Below are 20,557 nucleotides of genomic sequence, written 5' to 3'. Positions count from 1 at the left end.
TTTGTGACCATCAGCGGAGGGGAACCCTTTATGTACAAGAGTGAGGGAAAAACCCTGCTCGACATTTTTGAAAAATACGACGATGTTTTCTTCCTGGTATACACGAACGGCACCATTATCACCCCGGAGATAGCAGAAAGACTTGGAAAAGCCGGTAACGTCACACCCGCCATTTCAGTAGAAGGCTTTGAAAAAGAAACCGACGCGAGAAGAGGCAAAGGCACCCACAAAAAAATACTTCAGGCATTTGAAAACCTCAGAAATGCAGGCGTTCCAATTGGTATTTCCGTAACGGCAACCAGTGAGAATGCGGATCTGCTCATGAATGATGAGTTCTATGATTACTACTTCGATCAGCAGGGTGCTACCTACATGTGGCAGTTCCAGCTTATGCCGATTGGCAGAAGCACCCATGCCTTTGACCTGATGGTTCCTCCTGAAAAGCGGATAGAGCTTTACAGAAAATGGGAATACCTTATTTCAGAAAAACATTATTGTATAGCCGACTTCTGGAATAGCGGTGTACTGACCAATGGCTGCATAGCTTACGGACGAAGGGGCGGCTATTTCTACATCGACTGGAACGGAAATATTATGCCCTGCGTGTTTGTACCCTACTATGTGGATAACGTTTATGACCTCTATAATAATGACAAGTCCTTGGTTGATGCATTGTTCTCTGATTTCATGAAAAACGGCAGGAAATGGCAGCGGAAATATGGTCAGGCTCAACCCCATAATCCAAATAACTGGTTGATGCCTTGTTCCATAAGGGATCACTATGACAACTTCCGCAAAAACATCCTTCCTGCCCATGCAAAAGGAGAAAGCGAAGAAGCGGAAGAATCGCTTAATGACGAAGAATATTACAGAAAACTGGTTCAATACGATAAAGAACTGGAAGAACTAACACAGGACATCTGGGAAGAAGAATACATGGAGAAAGAAAAACAGCAGGCAAACCAATAAACAATTGACCGAACATCACTGTGAAAAGGCAGGGAGGCCGGATAGGGCTTTTCTGCCTTTTTTTATTATATTTGACAAATATTTCAAAACCCATATTTTATGAACGTCTTCGGCAAAATATTCAGAATCTCGATATTCGGGGAATCCCATGGCAACCTGATAGGCATTACGCTTGACGGATGTCCTGCCGGGATCAATATCAACCCGGAAGAGTTCAACACGGACCTTTCCAGAAGAAAAAGCGGAAAAATAGGCACGACCCCAAGAAAAGAGCTGGACCATCCTGAATTTGTAAGTGGAATCTACCAGGAAAGAACCACCGGGGCTCCCATTACCATATTATTCAAAAATCAAAATACCCAATCCAAAGACTATAAAGATTTTCTTCAAAAACCCAGACCCGGCCATGCAGACTTCACAGCCCACCATAAATTCGGCGGTTTTAATGATCACCGGGGCAGTGGGCATTTCTCCGGCAGACTGACCCTTGGACTTGTGGCAGCCGGCGTCATTGCCAAAAAGGTTATTTTCCCGGTCTTTGTTAATGCTAAGCTTACTGAAGCCGGCGGCATGCAAGATATAGACCAGGCCATTCAGTATGCGCTCCAAAACAATGACACCATTGGAGGATTAATTGACTGTAAAGTAGAAAACGTCCCTGTCGGCCTCGGTGAACCATTTTTCGACTCTGTGGAATCCTTGATCAGCCACGGCATATTCTCTATACCCGCTATTAGGGGAATCGAGTTCGGAACAGGTTTTCAGGCTTCTGAAATGCTGGGAAGCGAACACAACGATTCCATTATCACCAAAGAAGGGAAAACAGAAACCAATCATGCCGGAGGAATTAACGGAGGCATCACCAATGGAAACGATATCCTATTCAGGGTTGCAGTCAAACCCCCATCCAGCACTCCTAAAAAACAACAAACACTGAACCTCGAGACCAATCAAATGGAAGACATTGAAGTGAAGGGTCGGCATGATGCATGTATCGCATTACGCATGCCCGTAATTGTGGAAGCTATTACCGCTGTCGTGCTTGCCGATCTTATGCTGCTGGAACAAAAAACTCCACGGGTATTTGAATGATCCTTTGTATTAGTAAGCTAATCTTATGAAATAGGTGATTTCCAGTATCTGCCGGGTATTATCATCTACCCGGAACCGGTCATCCAGCCTGTCGCCAACTATCCAGACAATCTTTTCACCTGAAGCAAGGATCCAGACACGCTCTTTATCCAGAATGGAATATTTCCTGTCCACAAAAAAATCTTTCAGTTTTTTATAATGCTCAAAACCGAATGGCTTAAAATAGTCGCCATGCTTCCATTTCCTCAGCATCAACGGAAACTGGACTTTATCATAATCTATGGCTACTTTATGAGGGTCTCTGGGTATCCTGTAATTCTGGACATCTTCAATCAAATTAAACTTCAAAGGAATGGGCTTATCAATCCGGTGAATCCATTCATCAATGTAGAAACGGGTAATTCCTTCTTTTTCCCGGGGTGCAACAATCAAGTAATCCCGGTCCCTGATCAGTTTATGTGTAGATGAAAAGAATTCTTTTCCCGGTTCATCCTCCAGATGTTCAACAATTTCATGAATAACCTCTTTCGTAAATTCATAGGGTTTCAATATTTCAAAAAGATATGTGTTTTTCTCTTTCAGCTCATGTAATTTACGAATATCGATATATAATTCTTTGCCTTTCTCACAAGTCAGCTCAGCTTTCTTCTCCTCAACAGCTCTGAGGTAAATTGTATAAGCGTCCTGGAATCGCTCTGTATTTTCCCTTACTGTTTCAAGAAAACGGGGATTGAGCCGCTGAAATTCCGGGATGATATGGTGTCTTATTTTGTTTCGGCTATATTTCACGGTTCGGTTTGACGAATCTTCCCGAAAGGCGATATCATTATCAGCACTGTGTTTCATAATTTCCTCACGTGTTGCAAACAAAAGGGGCCTGACTATATCGTGGTTCCTGGGTTTTATCCCGGTTATGCCCTTTAGGCCTGTACCTCTTGCAATATTGATGAAAAAAGTCTCCACCAGGTCATCCTTGTTATGTCCCATTGCAATCACATCATAATTGTATCGCTGCCTTAACTGATCAAACCAGCGATACCTTAATCTGCGTGCAGCCATTTGCACAGAAAGCTTATTTTCGGAAGCAAATTTTTCTGTATCAAACTTTTTGGTATGAAAAGCAAGATCATGTTCGCTGGAAAAGGATTGAACAAATTCCTGATCATTTTCCGATTCTTCGCCCCTGAGGCCAAAGTTACAATGTGCTATGGCAAAAGTAAATCCCGCCTTTAGAAAAAGATGGGCCATTACCATAGAGTCCACTCCGCCACTAACGCCAAGAAGGATCCTGTCATCGGGGCTAAACAGACCATTGCTTTCAATATAATCCAGAAATTTCTGATACATCTTTGCATTCGATTTCAATACCCCATACAAAAATAAAAAAAGGAGTTAAAACACTCCCGAACAAGCAAACATAATCTAAAAATCTATAACCTGCGGGGGTTTAGGAGTATATCGCACAGGTTTCAAAGATTTTTCGCCGGACACATTTACCAGAAAGCTGTTATCATGGGTGAGTGAAGGATAATAACCAAGTCTGATCTGAAAAGTATTAAAAACAAAGTTTTCATTCCTCAGCCGCATACCTATTCCAAATCCACTCTGGATAGGATTTTGAAGAATAAATTCCCGGGAAGGACCCAGGAAGCCAAAATCGCAAAAACCGTAGAAGGCAAGCCTGAAGCCGTAATAGTAAATGTTAGTAAAGCCAACCGTTTCAGATCTAAATACGAGCTTTTTATTTCCATAAAGCTCAGAATAATTGGGAAACCCCCTTATATCTCGGGATTTATCTAATCTCAATGTTTCTTCAGGAAAACGGTTATAGCCTACAGAATAATCCAGGCCAAAAAATTGCCTGAGCTTCATGTTTTCCGTATGGAATAATTTACTGATATAGTTGGTTCTGAAATGTACGGCACCCTGTTCTATCCTGTTCTGGTACAAAAACCCTCCTGCGCCGAGTTCTGTGGAAAGATAACCGAAATTATCGATAAATTTCCCGTGACGGTAATTCACACCAGAATAAAAACGCCTGAAGAATTCATCCATTTCCCAGCCGAAGGTATAACTCACCAAATCCCCGACAGGGATGTCCTCTGTACGTCCAAAATCATATATCAGGGAGCTTTTGTAATAATTCTCCCTTGAAAGACTGACTTTACCCAGTACCATCTGGTTGTTATGAAACTGATAATTGTATCTCCTGGTAATCAGAGGTCCTTCAAAAAACCTGTCGTTTTTGTACCTTGCAGAGAACACCAAACGATTTCGATTCCTGAAGAAATCCTCCCCCCAGTTTAAAGGAAAAGCATACCCCATCCAGAAATCATGATTGATGTAATCCATATCGACCTGATTCAAGGTGGTGTCTTCCTGTACGATGTTTCTCGTAGTACTGGTTCTATACATTTTGCCTCCCCCCGCCAACCGGGTACGGTATGAATAAAATTCCCTGCTGAACTGTAAACCATAACGCCGGGTTTTAAATGCATCCAAATAATACAACCGCGTATTGATAAAACTACCCCGGATATTACTCAGATTGTAGTAGGCTTCAATTCCCGGATTGGAATTTTCAAAATAATCAAACTGGACATTGGTTTGTATTTTATGGCCAAAGCCCAGGAAATTGTTGTCAAATACCTGCATTTCCCCTGAACTGATACTTCCCAGGTTAACATCAAAGCCTTTGGCCCAAACATCTTGGGTAACTACTATTACATCAACTGAATCGCCGCGGGAGCCACTGGGCTGAACGATCAAACGGGCGTCCTTCAGATATTGCAAATCTCGCAACACACGCCCGTTATCTCTCAAAAGAGAGGGATCAAGGGTGTCTCCGGATGAAAAAAGAAGGTTATCTTTTATAATGGATTGATGTGTAGGCATGTGTATCCAATTGCCTGCTTCTTCATACCATTGATCCGTTTTCATGGAAGTATCGGTTATGGACTTACCGAAAACATCCAGTTGACGTATACGAATGCGGTTAATCGGTTTTCCGCTATATTGGTCAAAAGGAGTGCTATAGTCATCAATACTTTTATTTTGCCCGATTTTCTTCTTATCATTAACAATCAATAGATCATAAAGCTTTTGACTTAGAGTACTCTGTTTTGCTTTCTTTTTAAGGGTATCAAAAAAAGATTCAGTGGATTCATAGGAATCTTTATCAATTGTGAATTGAATTGAATCTTCTGAAGAAAGAGAGTCACCGTAAAAAATGACAAATTCATCTTTTATTTCTTCTCTTTCATTCAATTCCTCATCCTGCCCATAAAGAATTCTGGTATAGAAAAGAAATACCAAAATAAACAGCGAGACCAAAGTCATTCTATTTCCGGGAATACATATCATCCTTTAAGAATAAGATGATTTAAAGATAAAACGAAAATGTAAGCTCAAAATTTATGGGCAAAATATAAATTTTTATTGATAAAAAATAATGGTTCCTAAACTTTCATCAATTGGAAATAGAGATTCACCAATAATAAACCACCATACAAGTTAACCGGCACACTGCTAAAAAAAATTCCAAATGATTTTATAACCCTGTATCCCATTATTTCGTTAGGAAGATAAAGGAAGTCATGGCAAGATGGATAAACACAAAGAAGAACAGTTATTATTCAGAATTTCGGAGCTGGTCAAGGAAAATAAAGAATTAACTGCCCATGTTAAGAATCTTACCTACGAAAAAAATAAAATAAAAAAAGAAAAAGAAAATCTGGAAAATATGCTGGCCCGAATTCCATCCCAGCATCTTCCCAAAGGGTTTAAGTTTCCTTCTTCCAATTCCAATTCCCATTCCCTTAAGTTTGAAATGACTACGGTATTATATGCCGACCTGCAGGGAATTAAAAAAACAGCCCACCAGAATACCTCCTTTGACATTATGGATGAATTGGATGATATATTTTTGAAATTTAACCAGATAGTCAAAAAATACAAAATAGAAAAGATAAAAACTATTGGCGATGCATATATGTGCGCGGGTGGAGTACCGGTAAAAAATATAACCAATCCGATAGATGTGGTACTGGCAGCATTGGAAATGAAAAATTACATGATGACCTTAAAAGAAGGAAATGAAGAAGGGAAAGGGAATTTCTGGGATTTTCGTATTGGCATTCATACAGGCCCTGTTACTGCCAAATTTCATGGAAGAAAAAAGCTTTCCTATGATCTGAAAGGGGATACCGTGCATATCGCCAAAAGGATAGCTTCTGCAAGCGAATATGGAGAGATCAATGTTTCTATCATGACCTATGAGTTAATCAAACAATTCTTTAATTGTGATTTCAATGGCAAAATTCCCGTAAAATATAAGGGCGATATGGAAATACTGCGCGTAAAAAAAATAAAACCCGCTTTTGCCCAAAACAGAAAAGTGGGAATACATCCCAATCAAATATTCCTCAACAAATATCTTCTCAGACAATTTAATGACCTTGAGGAATTGATCTTAGACAAACTGGAAAAAGAGCTTCCCTCATACCTTTATTACCATAATGTGAAGCATACCATTGACGTGGTTAATCAGGCTGAAGTGATTGGATACGGAGAAGGGGTTGACGATGAAGCCATTCTGCTTTTAAAAACAGCAGCGCTCTTTCACGATGCCGGTCACATCATTACTTATGACAATCATGAATTTTACAGTGTCCAGCTTGCCAAGGAATATCTGCCTCAGTTTCAATACAACCAGGAACAGATTGACAGGATATGTGATTTGATTATGGCCACCAAAATTCCACCTGAACCCAATGACCTTCTCGAAAAGATCATGTGCGACGCTGATTTGGATTATCTGGGCAGAAGTGATTTTATGCCGGTTTCCAATACTTTATATTATGAACTGAAAGAACAGAACAAAATTGGCGACATCAACGAATGGAATAAGATGCAGTTAAAATTCATTTCCCGTCACCAATACTTTACTCAAACAGCATTGAATTTAAGAGAAGTAAACAAACAAAAACAAATAGAGCACATCAAATCACTCATTGAGAAGAAGTAACCCATATTCTTTGCTTCTTCTTTTCGTCAAATCTCAGGTCACAAATTGTCCAATATTTTAATTTCTGTTCTCCTGTTTTGGGCTCTTCCCTCCTCAGTTTCATTCGTGGCTACAGGTTCACTTTCTCCATATCCTTTATATGACAGACGTTCAGGATCTATACCTTTTTCAACAAGATAGTCGTAGACCGAACGTGCACGCTTTTCTGACAGTTCCATATTGTATTCCTCAGATCCTACATTATCTGTATGTCCTGAAATCTCAATCTTAAGCCCGGAATTATTTACAAGAAACTGATATAACTTGTTAAGTTCCACCCTGGATTCTGATTTTAGATTGAACGAATCGGTTGCATAAAATACATTGCGCAAAATAATTCGTTGTCCTTCTTTAACCGGATCCAATGGTACATCCTTTTTGTAGGGTTCATCCACTTCATGAACACCTTTCAGTGTAAAATTATCCGAGTAAAACAGATATCCTTCCTTTGAAACATTCAGCACATAATTGTTATTTGAAGGGATACACACGAGAAACTCACCCGATTGTTCATCGGAATAGGATTCCATCACTACATCCCCGCTACCGAGGGAGATCAGCTCAAATTTGGCTTTCAAAGGTTCACTGGTTTCAGAATCATAAACTTTTCCTCTCATATAAGCACTTGGTGTGGGCCGGATTTCCCGGTATAAGCGGAAACGAAAAATATCTTTCCCTTTCCCTTTTTGCCTGTCGCTTGCATAAAAAGCATCTGTTCCCTGTGAATTAACTATCAGGCCAAATTCACTTTTATGGGTGTTGATCGGATAGCCAAGGTTTTTGGGCTCTTCCCATGAATTTTCTCCTGTTTTCCGGCTTTTGAAAAGATCAAGGCTTCCCATGCCCGGCCAACCGTCTGAAGCAAAATAGAGGGTTTCGTTATCCATATGGATAAACGGTGCCACCTCATTTTCCGGAGTATTGATGCTATCGCCAAGATTGACCGGTTCCCCCCATGATCCATCCGATTGCCTGGTACTTTTCCATAAATCTTTTTTTCCTTTTCCGTTATCCCGGTTGCTGGAGAAATAAAGTGTTTGCCCGTCGGGTGATATGGATGGCTGCGACTCCCAGTGTTTCGTATTGACAGGGGCACCCAGGTTGACGGGATCGCTCCAGCCTGTTTCCGTAAGCCTGGCATAATAAATATCACATCCACCCTCGCCTCCCTTTTGGTTACAGGCAGTAAAATACATGGTTTTACCGTCTGCGGACAAACTTTGGGCACCCTCATTATTTTTGGTGTTGATCGGATACCCAAGATTCCTGGCCTCCGACCATCCGGTATCTGTCCCGCTACTTATGAAAAAATCTTCCTGTCGCTTATGCACCAACGACTCCATAAATTTCTTCCTGCCTTCATCCATCTGCTCCATTCTCCTCTCTACCTCATCCAGATCTTCCCGGGGAATGAGCCGGGTAAAGACCAGCGTTTGTCCGTCGGCTGAGATAGACGGCCAGTATTCATCATACTCACTGTTAACATTATCTCCGAGATTTTTGGGATCAAATGGCACCGGATCATTCAGTTGTTCCCTGGCAAAGTTACAGGAACGAATGTGCTTGTTGGCTTTTTCTTCAAAAATAGGGCCAATGTCTTCTTTCCCTATAAAACGGTTAAAATACTCTTTTGCCTGAGCATACTTACCCATTTTTAGTCCAATCAGTCCTGCACTGTAAAGTACTTTCGGGAAAAAATCAGGATCTATTCCGATGGCTTCCTTATAAGAATCCAGGGCAAGGGAATCATTTTCTTTGGCTTCATAGATCTGTCCTCTGACAATATATGCTTCTATAAAAGAGTCATCTCTGTCCAGTGCATCCCCGATATTTCCAAGTGCTTTGTCATATTCCTTAATTCTATAATTCCGGAGTGCTTCCTCCAGACTTTCGGCTGCCCTCCCTGATGAGGTTGAATATTGTTGCTGAGCGTGCAGGCTTGAAAAGGAAATTGCTGTAATAAAAAGAATAATCAGTGTTCTCATGGTTGTTTTGGTATTTTATATCAAGGCCATATAACCGGGCACAATATACTTAAAAATGGAAATGCGTCGAAATCATAAATAAGCCTTTTTCTGTAATCTACTTTCAGGGGATCCGCATAAATTTATGGGCCTGCAGGGAAACCCTCCATTCCGGATGGTTTTTCACATATTCCACAACTGAAGGAATGATTGTCCTGTATTGGCTCCATTCCGGCTGAAGATAAAGCATACATCTTCCGCACACCTTCCTGGCTGCTTTTTCCGCCCAATTTAGGTCTTCATATCGATAGACGATCACCTTCAATTCGTCCGCTGCTTTATAAAACACAGTTTTGGGGGGTTCTTGCTTTTTGGGTGAAAGACATATCCAATCCCATACCCCTGTAAAATTACCAGTGCCCGACGTCTCCAAATATGTTTTAATGCCAGTGGATTTCAATGCATCGCACAAAGGATCGAGATTATACAAGCTGGGCTCACCTCCTGTAACAACAATAGCCCTTGCCGGTGTTTCCTGAACCGATTCCTTAATTTCCCGAACATCCACAAGCGGATGAACGTCCGGATTCCAGGTTACTTTCGAATCACACCAATGGCATCCGATATCACATCCTCCTATCCGGATGAAATAAGCCGGCTTGCCGGTATGAAACCCTTCTCCCTGTATGGAATAAAACCTTTCCACCAAAGGAAGCTTCTTTCCTCCTTCGAATATTTTTTTATCCAATGCCCCAAATTTTCATTTTTGATACAGCCCCCGGACATGGTCCTTCGCAAGCCGGACAAGACTGGGTGCTCTCATTTGTTATCTTATTGCCTGAACGCCGATGTATCCGTCAGACAATATCTATACCAGTTTCCTGTCCATATCTTTATCTCCGCGCCCGGAAAGGTTGACAATACTTACTGCATCCTGATCCTTCATCATTTTCATTGCCAGTGAAACCGCATGAGCAGATTCGATAGCAGGAATAATTCCCTCCAAAGCCGATAAAATCTTAAAAGCTTCAATAGCTTCCTGGTCGGTAACGGTAAAATATTCGGCTCTCCCGGTATCCTTAAGATAGGAATGCTCCGGTCCTACACCCGGATAATCCAAACCGGCCGCAATAGAATAAGTATCTACCGGATTGTGTTTTTCATCAACCAAACAATAGGAATAGGTACCCTGAAATACCACCGGGCTTCCCATAACCAATGTGGAAGCCGTTCTGTATAATACTTCTCCTTCTCCTCCTCCTTCGGCAGCATAAATATTCACTTCGGGGTCATTTAGAAAACCCGAAAACATGCCTATTGCATTGGAACCACCGCCAACGCAGGCAAAAATAGCGTCCGGCAGCTTATTTTCCTTTTCCAGAAACTGCTTTTTGGCTTCTTCACCGATGACACTCTGAAAATATCTGACCATAGAAGGATAAGGATGGGGTCCAACGGCCGATCCAAGCAAATAAAATGCCTCAGGATGATCGACATAGTACTCCAGAGCAGCATTAATGGCATCCTTTAACGTAGCCGTACCCCTTTCAGTGGTAACCAGCTCAGCACCGAGAATTTTCATCCGGTATACATTCATCTGCTGACGCTCGGCATCCTTCTTACCCATAAAAATTTTGCATTTCATTCCCATTAAAGCGGCGGCTGTAGCTGTGGCAACACCATGCTGACCCGCTCCTGTTTCCGCAATAATTTCATCGGCTCTCATATGTTTGGCCAGCAGAATCTGCCCCACGGTATTGTTGATCTTATGGGCTCCGGTATGATTCAAATCCTCACGCTTCAAATATATCCGCGAATTGACATGGTTCGACAGCCTCTTTGCCAGATACAAAGGAGAGGGTCGGCCTATATAATCCCTGTAATAAGCATTAAGCTCATTGACAAAATGATCCTTATCCCTGATCTCATTGAAAGCAGAAGCCAAATGGTCCAGCTTCTCCTTTAATACCCCGGGCACATGGATGCCTCCATACTCACCAAAATAGCCATTCTGAAAGTCCCGGCGGGTGTATTGATTGCTTTGGTTATTCTGTAGTTTATCTGCACGTTCCATATTTCAATTTTTTTGAGGAAGCAAAGGTAACAATTTCTGATGTTATCCCCGCTAATCTCCCGGAAATTGAAATGGACCTCCGGAATTATTTATAATTAATTAAAATAATCAAAGATTTATTATATTAGCTTCCTTTAAAATCCAAATAAACCAAAGAAAATGGAAGACATCAAAAAGTATATTGAAGACAACAAACAGCGCTTTCTTGACGAACTGTTCGAACTTATCCGCATACCCTCAATCAGTTCCGAAAAGGAACACAAAGAGGACATGAAAAAAATGGCTGAAGCCCTGAAACAAAAACTCCTGGATGCAGGTGCAGATAAAGCCAGGGTCCTCCCCACCGATGGAAATCCGGTGGTTTATGGAGAAAAATTCATTGACAAAAACAGACCTACCGTTCTGGTATACGGACATTATGATGTGATGCCGGTTGACCCGATCGAAAAATGGGATTCCAAACCTTTCGAGCCTGAAATCAGAGATGGCAAGATATATGCAAGAGGGGCAGATGATGATAAGGGCCAGTCCTTTATGCATATAAAAGCTTTTGAAATGCTTGCCAAAACAGGCCAACTCAATTGTAATGTAAAGTTCATGCTGGAAGGGGAAGAAGAAATAGGATCTCCTAATCTTGGAAAGTTCTGTGAACAAAACAAAGACATGTTACAGGCCGATACGATACTGGTTTCCGACACCAGCATGCTGGGCAAGGAGCATCCTTCCATCACAACCGGCCTGCGGGGACTTGCTTATATGGAAGTGCATGTCACCGGCCCCAACAAAGACCTCCATTCGGGCATTTTCGGGGGTGCTGTGGCCAATCCGGCCAATGTGCTCTCGGAAATGATTGCTAAACTAAAAGATAATAACAATAAAATTACCATACCCGGATTTTACGATGATGTGGTTGAAGCGACCGAAAAAGAAAGAGAAGAAATGAACAAAGCACCTTTTGACCTGGAGGAATACAAAAGGTCTTTGGACATTGCCGAAGTGGAAGGTGAAGCGGGTTACACCACTCTTGAAAGAACAGGCATCCGGCCCTCACTGGACGTAAACGGAATGTGGAGCGGATATACCGGAGAAGGGGCAAAAACCATACTTCCTTCAACCGCAAGTGCCAAAATCTCCATGCGACTGGTCCCCAATCAGGATCATAAAAAAATCGCCGGTCTATTCAAAGATTATATTCATTCCATTACTCCCAATTCTGTTAAGGTAGAAGTCAACGAGCTTCACGGAGGGCAGGGTTATGTTTGCCCCATCGATCTGCCTGCTTATAAAGCGGCCAGTGAAGCCATGGAAGAAGGGCTGGGCAAAAAACCCATTCCGGTAAGAAGCGGAGGAAGCATACCCATTATAGCTACCTTTGAACGGGTACTGAATACAAAATCCATACTGCTTGGATTTGGCCTTGAGTCGGATGCCATCCACTCTCCGAATGAAAATTATCCGCTGGATCAATTTTATAGCGGAATAGAAACCATTGCACGTTTTTACCAAAAATTCTCAGAAACAACAAAATAGAAAAAAGAAGCAATCACCCGGGTTATAAAAAAATCAGTAACCGGGGTTAAATCTCCCTTAATTCCTGAAAAGACTTGCTGATCTTACGAAAGGAGAACTTTTTCCTGTAGTGTTCATATTTGTTTTCTATGCCGTCAAAACACATATTGCCTATGTTCCCGATGGTATTTGAGGACATTTTGTAATCAGGGGAATAGGTGCCTTCATTGATTTCCGAGGAAACTTTATGATAAGCCTCCCGAAAAGGCATGCCTTCTTCTGTGTAATGTTTGATTTTGTTTACCGAAAACACTTCCCGGTAACGCTTATCTTCTATCAGTTGCTCATTGACTTGAATATGATCCAGGGCTTTGGTAAAGGTAAGCAGACTGGCTTTAAAATTGTCAATGGCAGGGAACAAGCTATGTTTGGTTAACTGAAAATCTCGTGAGTACCCCGTGGTCAGATTTGTAGTATACATAAAAATCTCATTGGGAAGTGCTTTCAACCGGTTAAAATCGGCCCTGAGCAGCTCAAATACATCCGGATTTTTTTTATGGGGCATAATACTGGATCCCGTGGTAACATCCTCGCTCAATGAGATAAAACCAAAATTCTGGCTCAGGAACAAACAACAGTCATTGGCAAACCGGGACAAGGTTGTAGCTAGAAAAGCCAGGGCATTTGCGGTAAGGATTTCTGTTTTGCCGCGCGACAATTGTGCCCCCACCACATTGAAATGCATTGAATCGAAACCCAGCAAAGAAGTGGTGATTTCCCGGTCAATATCAAAAGTACTTCCATATCCTGAACCGGAGCCAAGGGGATTCATATTGGCCAGTTGAAATGCCGAATGGAATTCTATCAAATCTTCTGCCATTTGCTCTGCATAAGCACTAAACCACAGTCCGAAGGAAGAGGGCATGGCCACCTGTCCATGGGTATAACCCGGCATGAAAGTATATTCATATTTTCTACTCAATTCCATTAACTTATGGAACAAACCGTCCATCTGTTCTACGATATTTTCTATTTCGTTCCTGACATACAATTTTATATCCAAAAGCACCTGGTCGTTTCTGGAGCGTGCTGTATGAAGCTTCTTGCCAACTTTTCCCAGTCTGTTGGTTAAACACAACTCTACATAGGAATGGATGTCTTCAACATCCTGTGGAATATTGAAATCTTCCTTCAAACTCTCATTATAGAGCTTGATCAGTTCACCCTTCATTACCTCAAATTCTTTCGCGCGAACAAAATTGCATTTGCGCAGCATTGTAAGATGTGCTATTGAGCCCAATATATCAAATGGGGCAAGCTTTTCATCAAATGCCCGATCCGATGTTGTGTGTTGATACACCCAATTTTCCGTATTGTTCTTCTCCGACCATAATTTCATAACAGCGAAATATATTGATTTATTAATCTTGTGTAGTACAGTTTTCCCGTATCCAGTTCATGTCTGTAGATAAATTCATCCGGTTTGTGCGACCTGGCTGAGTCACCGGGACCCATCTTTACAGAGGGAAAATCCACATAAGCCATATTGGATAAAGTTAAAGATCCGTATCTTTTGATATTTAATGCCTTGGCACTATCGACGATCGGATGATCCAAAGAGATACCGGAGGCTTTTTTGTCAAGCGACCGGGCTTTTAAGCTACAATCCAGTTCTTTCCCGAGAATCTCCAGAACCTCCTGTGGCGTATAATGCTCATTGATTCTAATATCAAGCAAAAAACGGCACTCCGGGGGTGTCACATTATGCTGAAGCCCCGCATGGATTTCTGAAACGGTTACATGCACGCCTCCAAGGACTTCAGAAATTTTGTCAAAATGTATATTTTGAAGTGTATTCAACACTTTCATGGCATTTAAGATGGCATTATCGGTATTTTCGAGGGCCGCATGCTTCTCTGTTCCCGTAACGGTGCCGTCTATAACAAGCAAACCCCTCTCCCCCACCGCCATATGCATACCTGTAGGTTCTCCGATTATGCCCAATGAAATTTCAGGCAATTCCTCAACCATGGTTTGAATACCGTCCCTTCCCCCCGTTTCTTCTTCAGCAGTGGCAGAAAAAATAATATTTACCGGTAGATCCTTTTCATAAAAGTGCATAAATGTATCCAAAAGACAAACCAACGAAGCACCGGCATCATTGGAACCCAGTCCGTAAATCTCCTGGCCTCTTTCAACAGGTTGATGAGGGTCCATACTCCAGCTTCCGGAAGGTTTCACGGTATCTATATGGGCATTTAGCAAAATATTGGGGTGCCCCTCCTTATAATGGGCGGGCAATACCCATATATTGTTTTTTTTACGGGAAGGGCTCAGTCCCATTTCTCTGAGACGGTCATAAAGAAAGTCTGCAGCTTCCCCCTCCTCACCGCTATATGAGGGGATGCCGACAAGATCTTTCAACAGTTCCTTAGTGTCGATGGTATGTTGTTTATTTTGAATATTCATGACTGATCAGATCGGTGTGCAACCCATAATAATTTTTCAGTGAATTGGAATATATTTTTATAAACCCTTTAACATCCTCCGCATCCCATTCGGTATACTTTTCACCGTACTGATGATTGGAAGCCTCCATCAAATCATAGGGTGATTGAATACCCTGAAGTTTAAAATCTTTTTCCCGAAGCAATAAATACACCTCTCCGGTTACATATTGCTGGGAACTTTCCAGGAACCTCTCTGCATCACGCATAGCGGGTTCCATATACAATCCTTCATGCAACATATTTCCATACCAATCTGCGATATGGTTTTTCCATTGAAGCTGATGCTTGGTGAGGGTATGTTTTTCAAGGAGATGATGGCTCTTTATGATCATCAGGGCAGCCGGTGCCTGAAAAGCTATTCTTCCCTTTTCCCCGATAATGGTGTCGCCTGTATGGTAATCCATTCCAATTCCATATTCTTTTCCTATCTTGTTCAGGGCTTCTATTGCTTCTACCGGATCATTGAATTTGCTCTGATTGATCCCCACACATTCCCCCTGTTCAAAAATCAGGGTCAGTTCACGGTCTGCTTTTTTATCCGGACCTGATGTATCCTGTATAGGACGATGTGAAGTGAGTGTCTCATCTCCTCCTATACTTGTGCCCCAAAGGCCCTCGTTGAGTGAATATTTGTGATCTTCCTGGTTCAGCTCAACTCCTTTATCTTGCAGATAGGCAATTTCTTCTTCCCGGGTTAATTTATTGTCTCTGACAGGCGCAAAGATTTCCAAGCCGGGAGCCAAAACCGATATAACGGTATCAAACCTAACCTGGTCATTTCCCGCTCCTGTACTGCCATGGGCTACTCCATCCGCTCCTATCTCCCCCGCATATCTGGCTACCTGAGCGGCCTGGAAATACCGTTCCGAGCTGACGGACAAAGGATAATTTCCGTTTCTTAATACATTACCCGCTACCAGGTGGCGGATGCAATTCCGGTAGTAATCCTTTGAAATATTTATGGTGCGATGGGATTTTACTCCCATATCCCCGGCAAGCATTTCTATATGTTTTAATTCATCCGTATTTCCACTGCCTGAATATAAAAATAAACTGTGCACCTCATATCCCTTATCCGATAGATATTTGGCAACAAAGCAGGTATCCAGCCCTCCGCTAAAGGCCAGCACTATTTTTTTCTTTCCGGAATTCTTTTTCTTCATATTTACTCGTATGTTTTTCGGGATCAAAGATCATAGCCGTACAAAGGCAGTTTTTCATCTCTTTGCGCAACAGTATATCATAGTTCGGACACGATGCACATCCTTTCCAGAACTGGGGGTCCTGGGTCAGCTTGGAAAACGTGACGGGTATATACCCCAATTCCGCATTGATCCGCATAACAGCCGAATTGGTGGTTAGCCCGAATAATTTGGCGTGGGGAAACATCTTTCGGGATAACTGAAAAGCACCGAATTTGATCTTCTTGGCCACCCCTTTACCCCTAAACTCAGGAAGAACAATCAACCCTGAATTGGCAAGATATTTCTCATGTTCCCAGGCTTCAATATAGCAGAATCCGGCCAGTTGATCGCCATGAAAGGCAAACACCCCTTTACCCTTTGAAATAACATCATTCAGGTAGGGAACCGACCTTACTGCAAGCCCTATGTCTCCGTTTGCTGCTTCTTCCTTGTACATTTGATGTATCTGTGGTGAATACACAGTATCATCCGCCTCACTGTAACGAATCTTTATTGGTTCTGCTTCCATCTGAATACAATTTTAAATGAATACATATACAACATGCAAAGATATACATTTTGCATAAATATACAAAAAATATTTATAATTTTTCAAAAATATTTTCTTTCGTATGTAAATAATTCTGTTTTTCAGAGATTAACCAACGGGAATAAGTCAGGCAAATTGTAAGTTTATACAATACATTCGCGTTATTCAATTCTTGAAGTATCAGGAAAGGCTGTTAATCAGGAAATAATAAAAGTATAATAAACTATAAACGAAAAAAACTAGCTGCTGAAGTCCTGCCAGTCGATATCCACTTTATCTTTCAGTTCGGGTATATGTTCCAGTAAAGACTCTACAAAATCCTTATGACTTACACCCGGACGCAGGATAATCAAAATGGTGTCATCCCCGGCCACTGTACCAACCACTCCTTCAAAATAAATGCGATCAATGTAAATGGCTATTGCATTGGCAAAGCCACTGCTCGTTTTGATCACTGCAATATTATCACTAAAATCCAGTGAAATAAATTCATCCAGGGCAAAGCGAATATCCTGGCCGGAAGCCGCCTTATTTTCAGGCAGCACGTACATGTATCCCTTTAAGGACTCATCATATGTTTTTGTAGCTTTCAGATATTTTAAATCCCGCGAAAGAGTGGCCTGAGTTGTATTAAAACCGCGCTCCTTAATGTAGTCCAGCAATTCTTCCTGAGAGGTGATTTTTTTCTCCCGGATCAAGTTACGGACAAGACGCAGCCGCTCAACCTTATCTTTAGAAGTATAATTATTCATATCAATGCAAAAATATACAAAATTTTATTTTCTCCATCAATTACCTAATTTTGGCAAGCCAAAACCAAACAGGATGCTTTCAAGGAATTTAATGTGTTTCTGTTTTGGCTTTTCCAAATTAGCTGAACTATTCATGCAGGCTAAGGTGTTATTGCACACAATACAGGACAAAGCCATATTTTGTATATATCAACCCCAAAACCACCAGCTCCCATACCTAATCGAACCAGCCCTTAATTTTTTCGGGGGAAGATTAAAAAAAATAAAAGTAATTCCGATTTTACCCCTGAATCCTTGAGGGATTTTAAATATTTAATATATTTGCATTCATTTTTATGAAGTATTTAAAATTTATAAGGTTATGTCTACTTTAAGATTTAAAGCAATTGAGGAGGTTTTGAAACGCCAGCCTCTTCAGGTTGAGTTACCTGCGGTGAAGACTTCCCGTTATTTCGGTGAAAATGTTTTCGACCAGAAAAAAATGCAGGAGTACCTTTCTAAAGAAGCTTATGACAATGTTCTTGAGGCTATAGAGAAAGGTATAAAAATTGAGAGACAATATGCCAACCAGGTAGCCTCAGGCATGAAAGCCTGGGCCATTGATCGTGGTGCAACGCACTATACGCACTGGTTCCATCCTTTAACAGGCACAACTGCTGAAAAACATGATGCTTTTTTTGAACCCGCTGACAATGGTGGGATTATTGAAAATTTTCAGGGAGAAATGTTGGTGCAGCAGGAAAGCGATGCTTCAAGTTTCCCCAGCGGGGGACTGAGAAACACCTTCGAAGCCAGGGGCTATACAGCCTGGGATCCTTCATCACCGGCTTTCGTATATGGCAGAACGCTCTGTATACCTACCATTTTTGTCTCATATAACGGAGATGCCCTGGATTACAAAACACCTCTCATTAAATCGATCAATTATATCGATCAGGCTGCAACGGATGTATGCCAATATTTCGATAAAAGCATCAATAAAGTGAATGTAACCCTGGGATGGGAACAGGAATATTTCCTGATTGATGAAGCTTTCTACAACGCAAGACCCGATCTCTATCTTACCGGCAGAACCCTGATCGGACATCCTTCCCCAAAAGATCAACAATTAAACGATCATTATTTCGGGTCCTTAACCGACCGGGTGAAAAACTTTATGAGGGATTTTGAAATCGAGGCATATCGATTGGGGATACCCGTGAAAACGAGACACAATGAGGTAGCCCCCAACCAATTTGAATGTGCTCCTCGTTTTGAAGAGGCCAATCTGTCAGTAGACCATAACCAGCTCATGATGACACTCATGGAACAAGTCGCCAAAAAACATCATTTCCGCGTGCTTTTCCATGAGAAGCCATTCGATGGCATCAACGGCTCAGGGAAACACAACAACTGGTCGTTATTGTCCGATACAGGAAAAAATCTGCTGGCGCCGGGCAAAACACCCAAAAACAACTTTCAGTTCATAACTTTCTTTATCAATACCATTAAGGCGGTATACGAACATGCCGATTTACTGAGGGCCAGCATAGCTTTTACCGGGAATGATTATCGGCTGGGCGCCCACGAGGCACCACCTTCCATTATCTCCGTATTCATCGGCACCAAGCTTTCACAAATGCTGGATGAACTGGAAGAAAGAGTGGACGACACCAAAATGACTCCGGAAGAAAAAGGCGAGCTCAAGCTGGATATAGGAAAAATTCCTGAAATTTTGGTCGACAATACCGACAGAAACAGAACCTCCCCCTTTGCGTTTACCGGAAACCGGTTTGAATTTAGGGCGGTAGGCTCATCAGCAAATGTAGCTTCTCCCATGATTGTATTAAACACCATCGTGGCTGACCAGCTAAACAAATTCAAGAAAGAAGTGGATGAGCAGATTTCTGCGGAAAACATAAAAAAGGATGAAGCCATATTCCGGGTTCTGAAACAATATATCACAGAATCAAAAGAAATCCGTTTTGAAGGTGACGGATACAGCCAGGAATGGATTGAAGAAGCAAAAAGACGCGGCCTCTCAAATATTAAAAGCATTCCCGGTTCACTGGAAGCATTCCTGTCTCCCAAAACAATCGAAGTCTTCAGAAACAACAACATACTGAATGAAAAGGAACTGGGAGCACGCCAGGGAATCCAGATGGAGCATTTCACAAAGCGGATGCAGATTGAAGCAAGAGTTTTGGGTGATCTGGCCATGAATCATATCATCCCCACTGCCATCAAATATCAGAACACCATGATGGAAAACATCCAAAAACTTAAGGAAATTTACCCTGAAGAACAATATAAGATTATGGCCCATCATCAATTGGATACGGTAGAAAAAATTGCCCGCCATATCAATACCATCAGGGAAAAAGTGGTGGATATGATCAATGCAAGGAAAAATGCCAATCAGATTGAGGATGAAAAACAAAAGGCCTATGCCTATCATCAAAATGTTGTTTCTTACTTTGGTGAAATCCGAAATCATATCGATAAACTGGAAAGAATTGTGGATGATGAAATGTGGCCTTTCCCGAAATACCGGGAAATGCTATTCACCCGGTAAATTGGATTTGAATATCAATCTTTTTATTTTGACCAAAAATCTTTACTTTTACGCACGCTAATTGACATTTTACAACCATATTATGAAACCCGCAGCTAATAATATCGTTAATTTAAATACAGCATGAGTCAGATAAAAACTTGATATATGAATTTAAAATCCGCGATTATCCTCATCCTGAGCTTTCACCTGTTTTCCTTTGCGGCCAATGCTCAAATGAGATTTTACGACGAGGCTGAAGAAACTTACCAGGCCGGACAATTTTATGAGGCAGTTGACATGTACAGGGATGCTTATGATAAAATACCGGGAAGAGAAATTAAGGACGAGATTA

At 41.6% G+C, this 20,557-nt stretch carries 16 protein-coding genes; 6 read left to right on the top strand and 10 right to left on the bottom strand.

The features are described from left to right. Both KGY70_06700 and KGY70_06695 read left to right on the top strand, forming a co-directional pair. Positions 1–969: radical SAM protein (locus KGY70_06700; GenBank protein ID MBS3774855.1), on the top strand; the 969-nt coding region annotated here is incomplete at its 5' end. Between the two features lie 99 nt (positions 970–1,068). Further along, a complete protein-coding gene (locus KGY70_06695) occupies positions 1,069–2,061 on the top strand; it encodes a chorismate synthase (GenBank protein ID MBS3774854.1) in 993 nt (330 codons plus the stop codon). Positions 2,062–2,070: 9 nt separating this feature from the next. Here the strand turns inward: KGY70_06695 and tilS are convergent, their stop codons facing one another. Both tilS and KGY70_06685 read right to left on the bottom strand, forming a co-directional pair. After that, positions 2,071–3,408: a tRNA lysidine(34) synthetase TilS gene (gene tilS / locus KGY70_06690; GenBank protein MBS3774853.1), complete on the bottom strand. Its 1,338-nt coding sequence runs from the start codon at positions 3,406–3,408 to the stop codon at positions 2,071–2,073. A 75-nt stretch (positions 3,409–3,483) separates the two neighbouring features. Then, a complete protein-coding gene (locus tag KGY70_06685; protein MBS3774852.1) occupies positions 3,484–5,424 on the bottom strand; it encodes a hypothetical protein in 1,941 nt (646 codons plus the stop codon). 241 nt (positions 5,425–5,665) lie between these two features. Between KGY70_06685 and KGY70_06680 the strand changes: the two genes are divergently transcribed. After that, positions 5,666–7,087, top strand: coding sequence for an HD domain-containing protein (locus tag KGY70_06680; GenBank protein ID MBS3774851.1), 1,422 nt, complete (start codon positions 5,666–5,668; stop codon positions 7,085–7,087). A 38-nt stretch (positions 7,088–7,125) separates the two neighbouring features. On the opposite strand, the gene KGY70_06675 is transcribed toward KGY70_06680, so the two are convergent. The 3 genes from KGY70_06675 to trpB form a co-directional block, all read right to left on the bottom strand. Beyond that, entirely contained in the window at positions 7,126–9,111 is a 1,986-nt protein-coding gene (locus tag KGY70_06675; protein ID MBS3774850.1) for a PD40 domain-containing protein, read from the bottom strand. A gap of 103 nt (positions 9,112–9,214) precedes the next feature. After that, complete coding sequence (locus KGY70_06670) at positions 9,215–9,838, bottom strand: 7-carboxy-7-deazaguanine synthase QueE (GenBank protein MBS3774849.1); 624 nt, start codon at positions 9,836–9,838, stop codon at positions 9,215–9,217. A gap of 120 nt (positions 9,839–9,958) precedes the next feature. Next, positions 9,959–11,164: a tryptophan synthase subunit beta gene (gene trpB / locus KGY70_06665; GenBank protein ID MBS3774848.1), complete on the bottom strand. Its 1,206-nt coding sequence runs from the start codon at positions 11,162–11,164 to the stop codon at positions 9,959–9,961. A 159-nt stretch (positions 11,165–11,323) separates the two neighbouring features. Here trpB and KGY70_06660 point away from each other — a divergent pair, with 159 nt between their 5' ends. Next, positions 11,324–12,694, top strand: a complete 1,371-nt coding sequence (locus tag KGY70_06660) for a dipeptidase (protein ID MBS3774847.1) — start codon at positions 11,324–11,326, stop codon at positions 12,692–12,694. A gap of 46 nt (positions 12,695–12,740) precedes the next feature. Here KGY70_06660 and argH read toward each other — a convergent pair whose 3' ends face one another. From argH to KGY70_06635, 5 genes are all read right to left on the bottom strand, one after another. After that, complete coding sequence (argH, locus tag KGY70_06655; protein ID MBS3774846.1) at positions 12,741–14,072, bottom strand: argininosuccinate lyase; 1,332 nt, start codon at positions 14,070–14,072, stop codon at positions 12,741–12,743. Continuing rightward, positions 14,069–15,142 (bottom strand): M20/M25/M40 family metallo-hydrolase, encoded by a 1,074-nt coding sequence (locus KGY70_06650; GenBank protein ID MBS3774845.1) that lies wholly within the window; start codon positions 15,140–15,142, stop codon positions 14,069–14,071. Before KGY70_06650 ends, argH begins: the two co-directional genes overlap by 4 nt. Beyond that, the gene (locus tag KGY70_06645) at positions 15,126–16,346 is read right to left on the bottom strand and encodes an argininosuccinate synthase (protein MBS3774844.1); all 1,221 of its coding nucleotides are present in this window, start codon (positions 16,344–16,346) and stop codon (positions 15,126–15,128) included. Before KGY70_06645 ends, KGY70_06650 begins: the two co-directional genes overlap by 17 nt. After that, entirely contained in the window at positions 16,300–16,896 is a 597-nt protein-coding gene (locus tag KGY70_06640; protein ID MBS3774843.1) for a GNAT family N-acetyltransferase, read from the bottom strand. The genes KGY70_06645 and KGY70_06640 overlap by 47 nt, the downstream gene beginning before the upstream one ends. Before the next feature lie 260 nt (positions 16,897–17,156). Further along, entirely contained in the window at positions 17,157–17,669 is a 513-nt protein-coding gene (locus tag KGY70_06635) for a hypothetical protein (GenBank protein MBS3774842.1), read from the bottom strand. Positions 17,670–18,030: 361 nt separating this feature from the next. Between KGY70_06635 and KGY70_06630 the strand changes: the two genes are divergently transcribed. Further along, a complete protein-coding gene (locus KGY70_06630) occupies positions 18,031–20,223 on the top strand; it encodes a glutamine synthetase III (GenBank protein ID MBS3774841.1) in 2,193 nt (730 codons plus the stop codon). Positions 20,224–20,370: 147 nt separating this feature from the next. Continuing rightward, a partial coding sequence (locus tag KGY70_06625) for a hypothetical protein (GenBank protein MBS3774840.1) occupies positions 20,371–20,557 on the top strand: 187 nt, incomplete at its 3' end.

The sequence above is a fragment of the Bacteroidales bacterium genome (assembly GCA_018334875.1).
Lineage (GTDB): Bacteria > Bacteroidota > Bacteroidia > Bacteroidales > UBA12077 > JAGXLC01.
This window is presented reverse-complemented; position numbering and strand designations above follow the sequence as displayed.

What these genes read in the sequence shown, in the direction of transcription:
- KGY70_06695 (MBS3774854.1), top strand. Translation starts at nt 1,069, where the DNA reads ATGAACGTCTTCGGCAAAATATTCAGAATCTCGATATTCGGGGAATCC.
- tilS (MBS3774853.1), bottom strand. Translation starts at nt 3,408, where the DNA reads ATGTATCAGAAATTTCTGGATTATATTGAAAGCAATGGTCTGTTTAGC.
- KGY70_06685 (MBS3774852.1), bottom strand. Translation starts at nt 5,424, where the DNA reads ATGATATGTATTCCCGGAAATAGAATGACTTTGGTCTCGCTGTTTATT.
- KGY70_06680 (MBS3774851.1), top strand. Translation starts at nt 5,666, where the DNA reads ATGGATAAACACAAAGAAGAACAGTTATTATTCAGAATTTCGGAGCTG.
- KGY70_06675 (MBS3774850.1), bottom strand. Translation starts at nt 9,111, where the DNA reads ATGAGAACACTGATTATTCTTTTTATTACAGCAATTTCCTTTTCAAGC.
- trpB (MBS3774848.1), bottom strand. Translation starts at nt 11,164, where the DNA reads ATGGAACGTGCAGATAAACTACAGAATAACCAAAGCAATCAATACACC.
- KGY70_06660 (MBS3774847.1), top strand. Translation starts at nt 11,324, where the DNA reads ATGGAAGACATCAAAAAGTATATTGAAGACAACAAACAGCGCTTTCTT.
- argH (MBS3774846.1), bottom strand. Translation starts at nt 14,072, where the DNA reads ATGAAATTATGGTCGGAGAAGAACAATACGGAAAATTGGGTGTATCAA.
- KGY70_06650 (MBS3774845.1), bottom strand. Translation starts at nt 15,142, where the DNA reads ATGAATATTCAAAATAAACAACATACCATCGACACTAAGGAACTGTTG.
- KGY70_06645 (MBS3774844.1), bottom strand. Translation starts at nt 16,346, where the DNA reads ATGAAGAAAAAGAATTCCGGAAAGAAAAAAATAGTGCTGGCCTTTAGC.
- KGY70_06640 (MBS3774843.1), bottom strand. Translation starts at nt 16,896, where the DNA reads ATGGAAGCAGAACCAATAAAGATTCGTTACAGTGAGGCGGATGATACT.
- KGY70_06635 (MBS3774842.1), bottom strand. Translation starts at nt 17,669, where the DNA reads ATGAATAATTATACTTCTAAAGATAAGGTTGAGCGGCTGCGTCTTGTC.
- KGY70_06630 (MBS3774841.1), top strand. Translation starts at nt 18,031, where the DNA reads ATGTCTACTTTAAGATTTAAAGCAATTGAGGAGGTTTTGAAACGCCAG.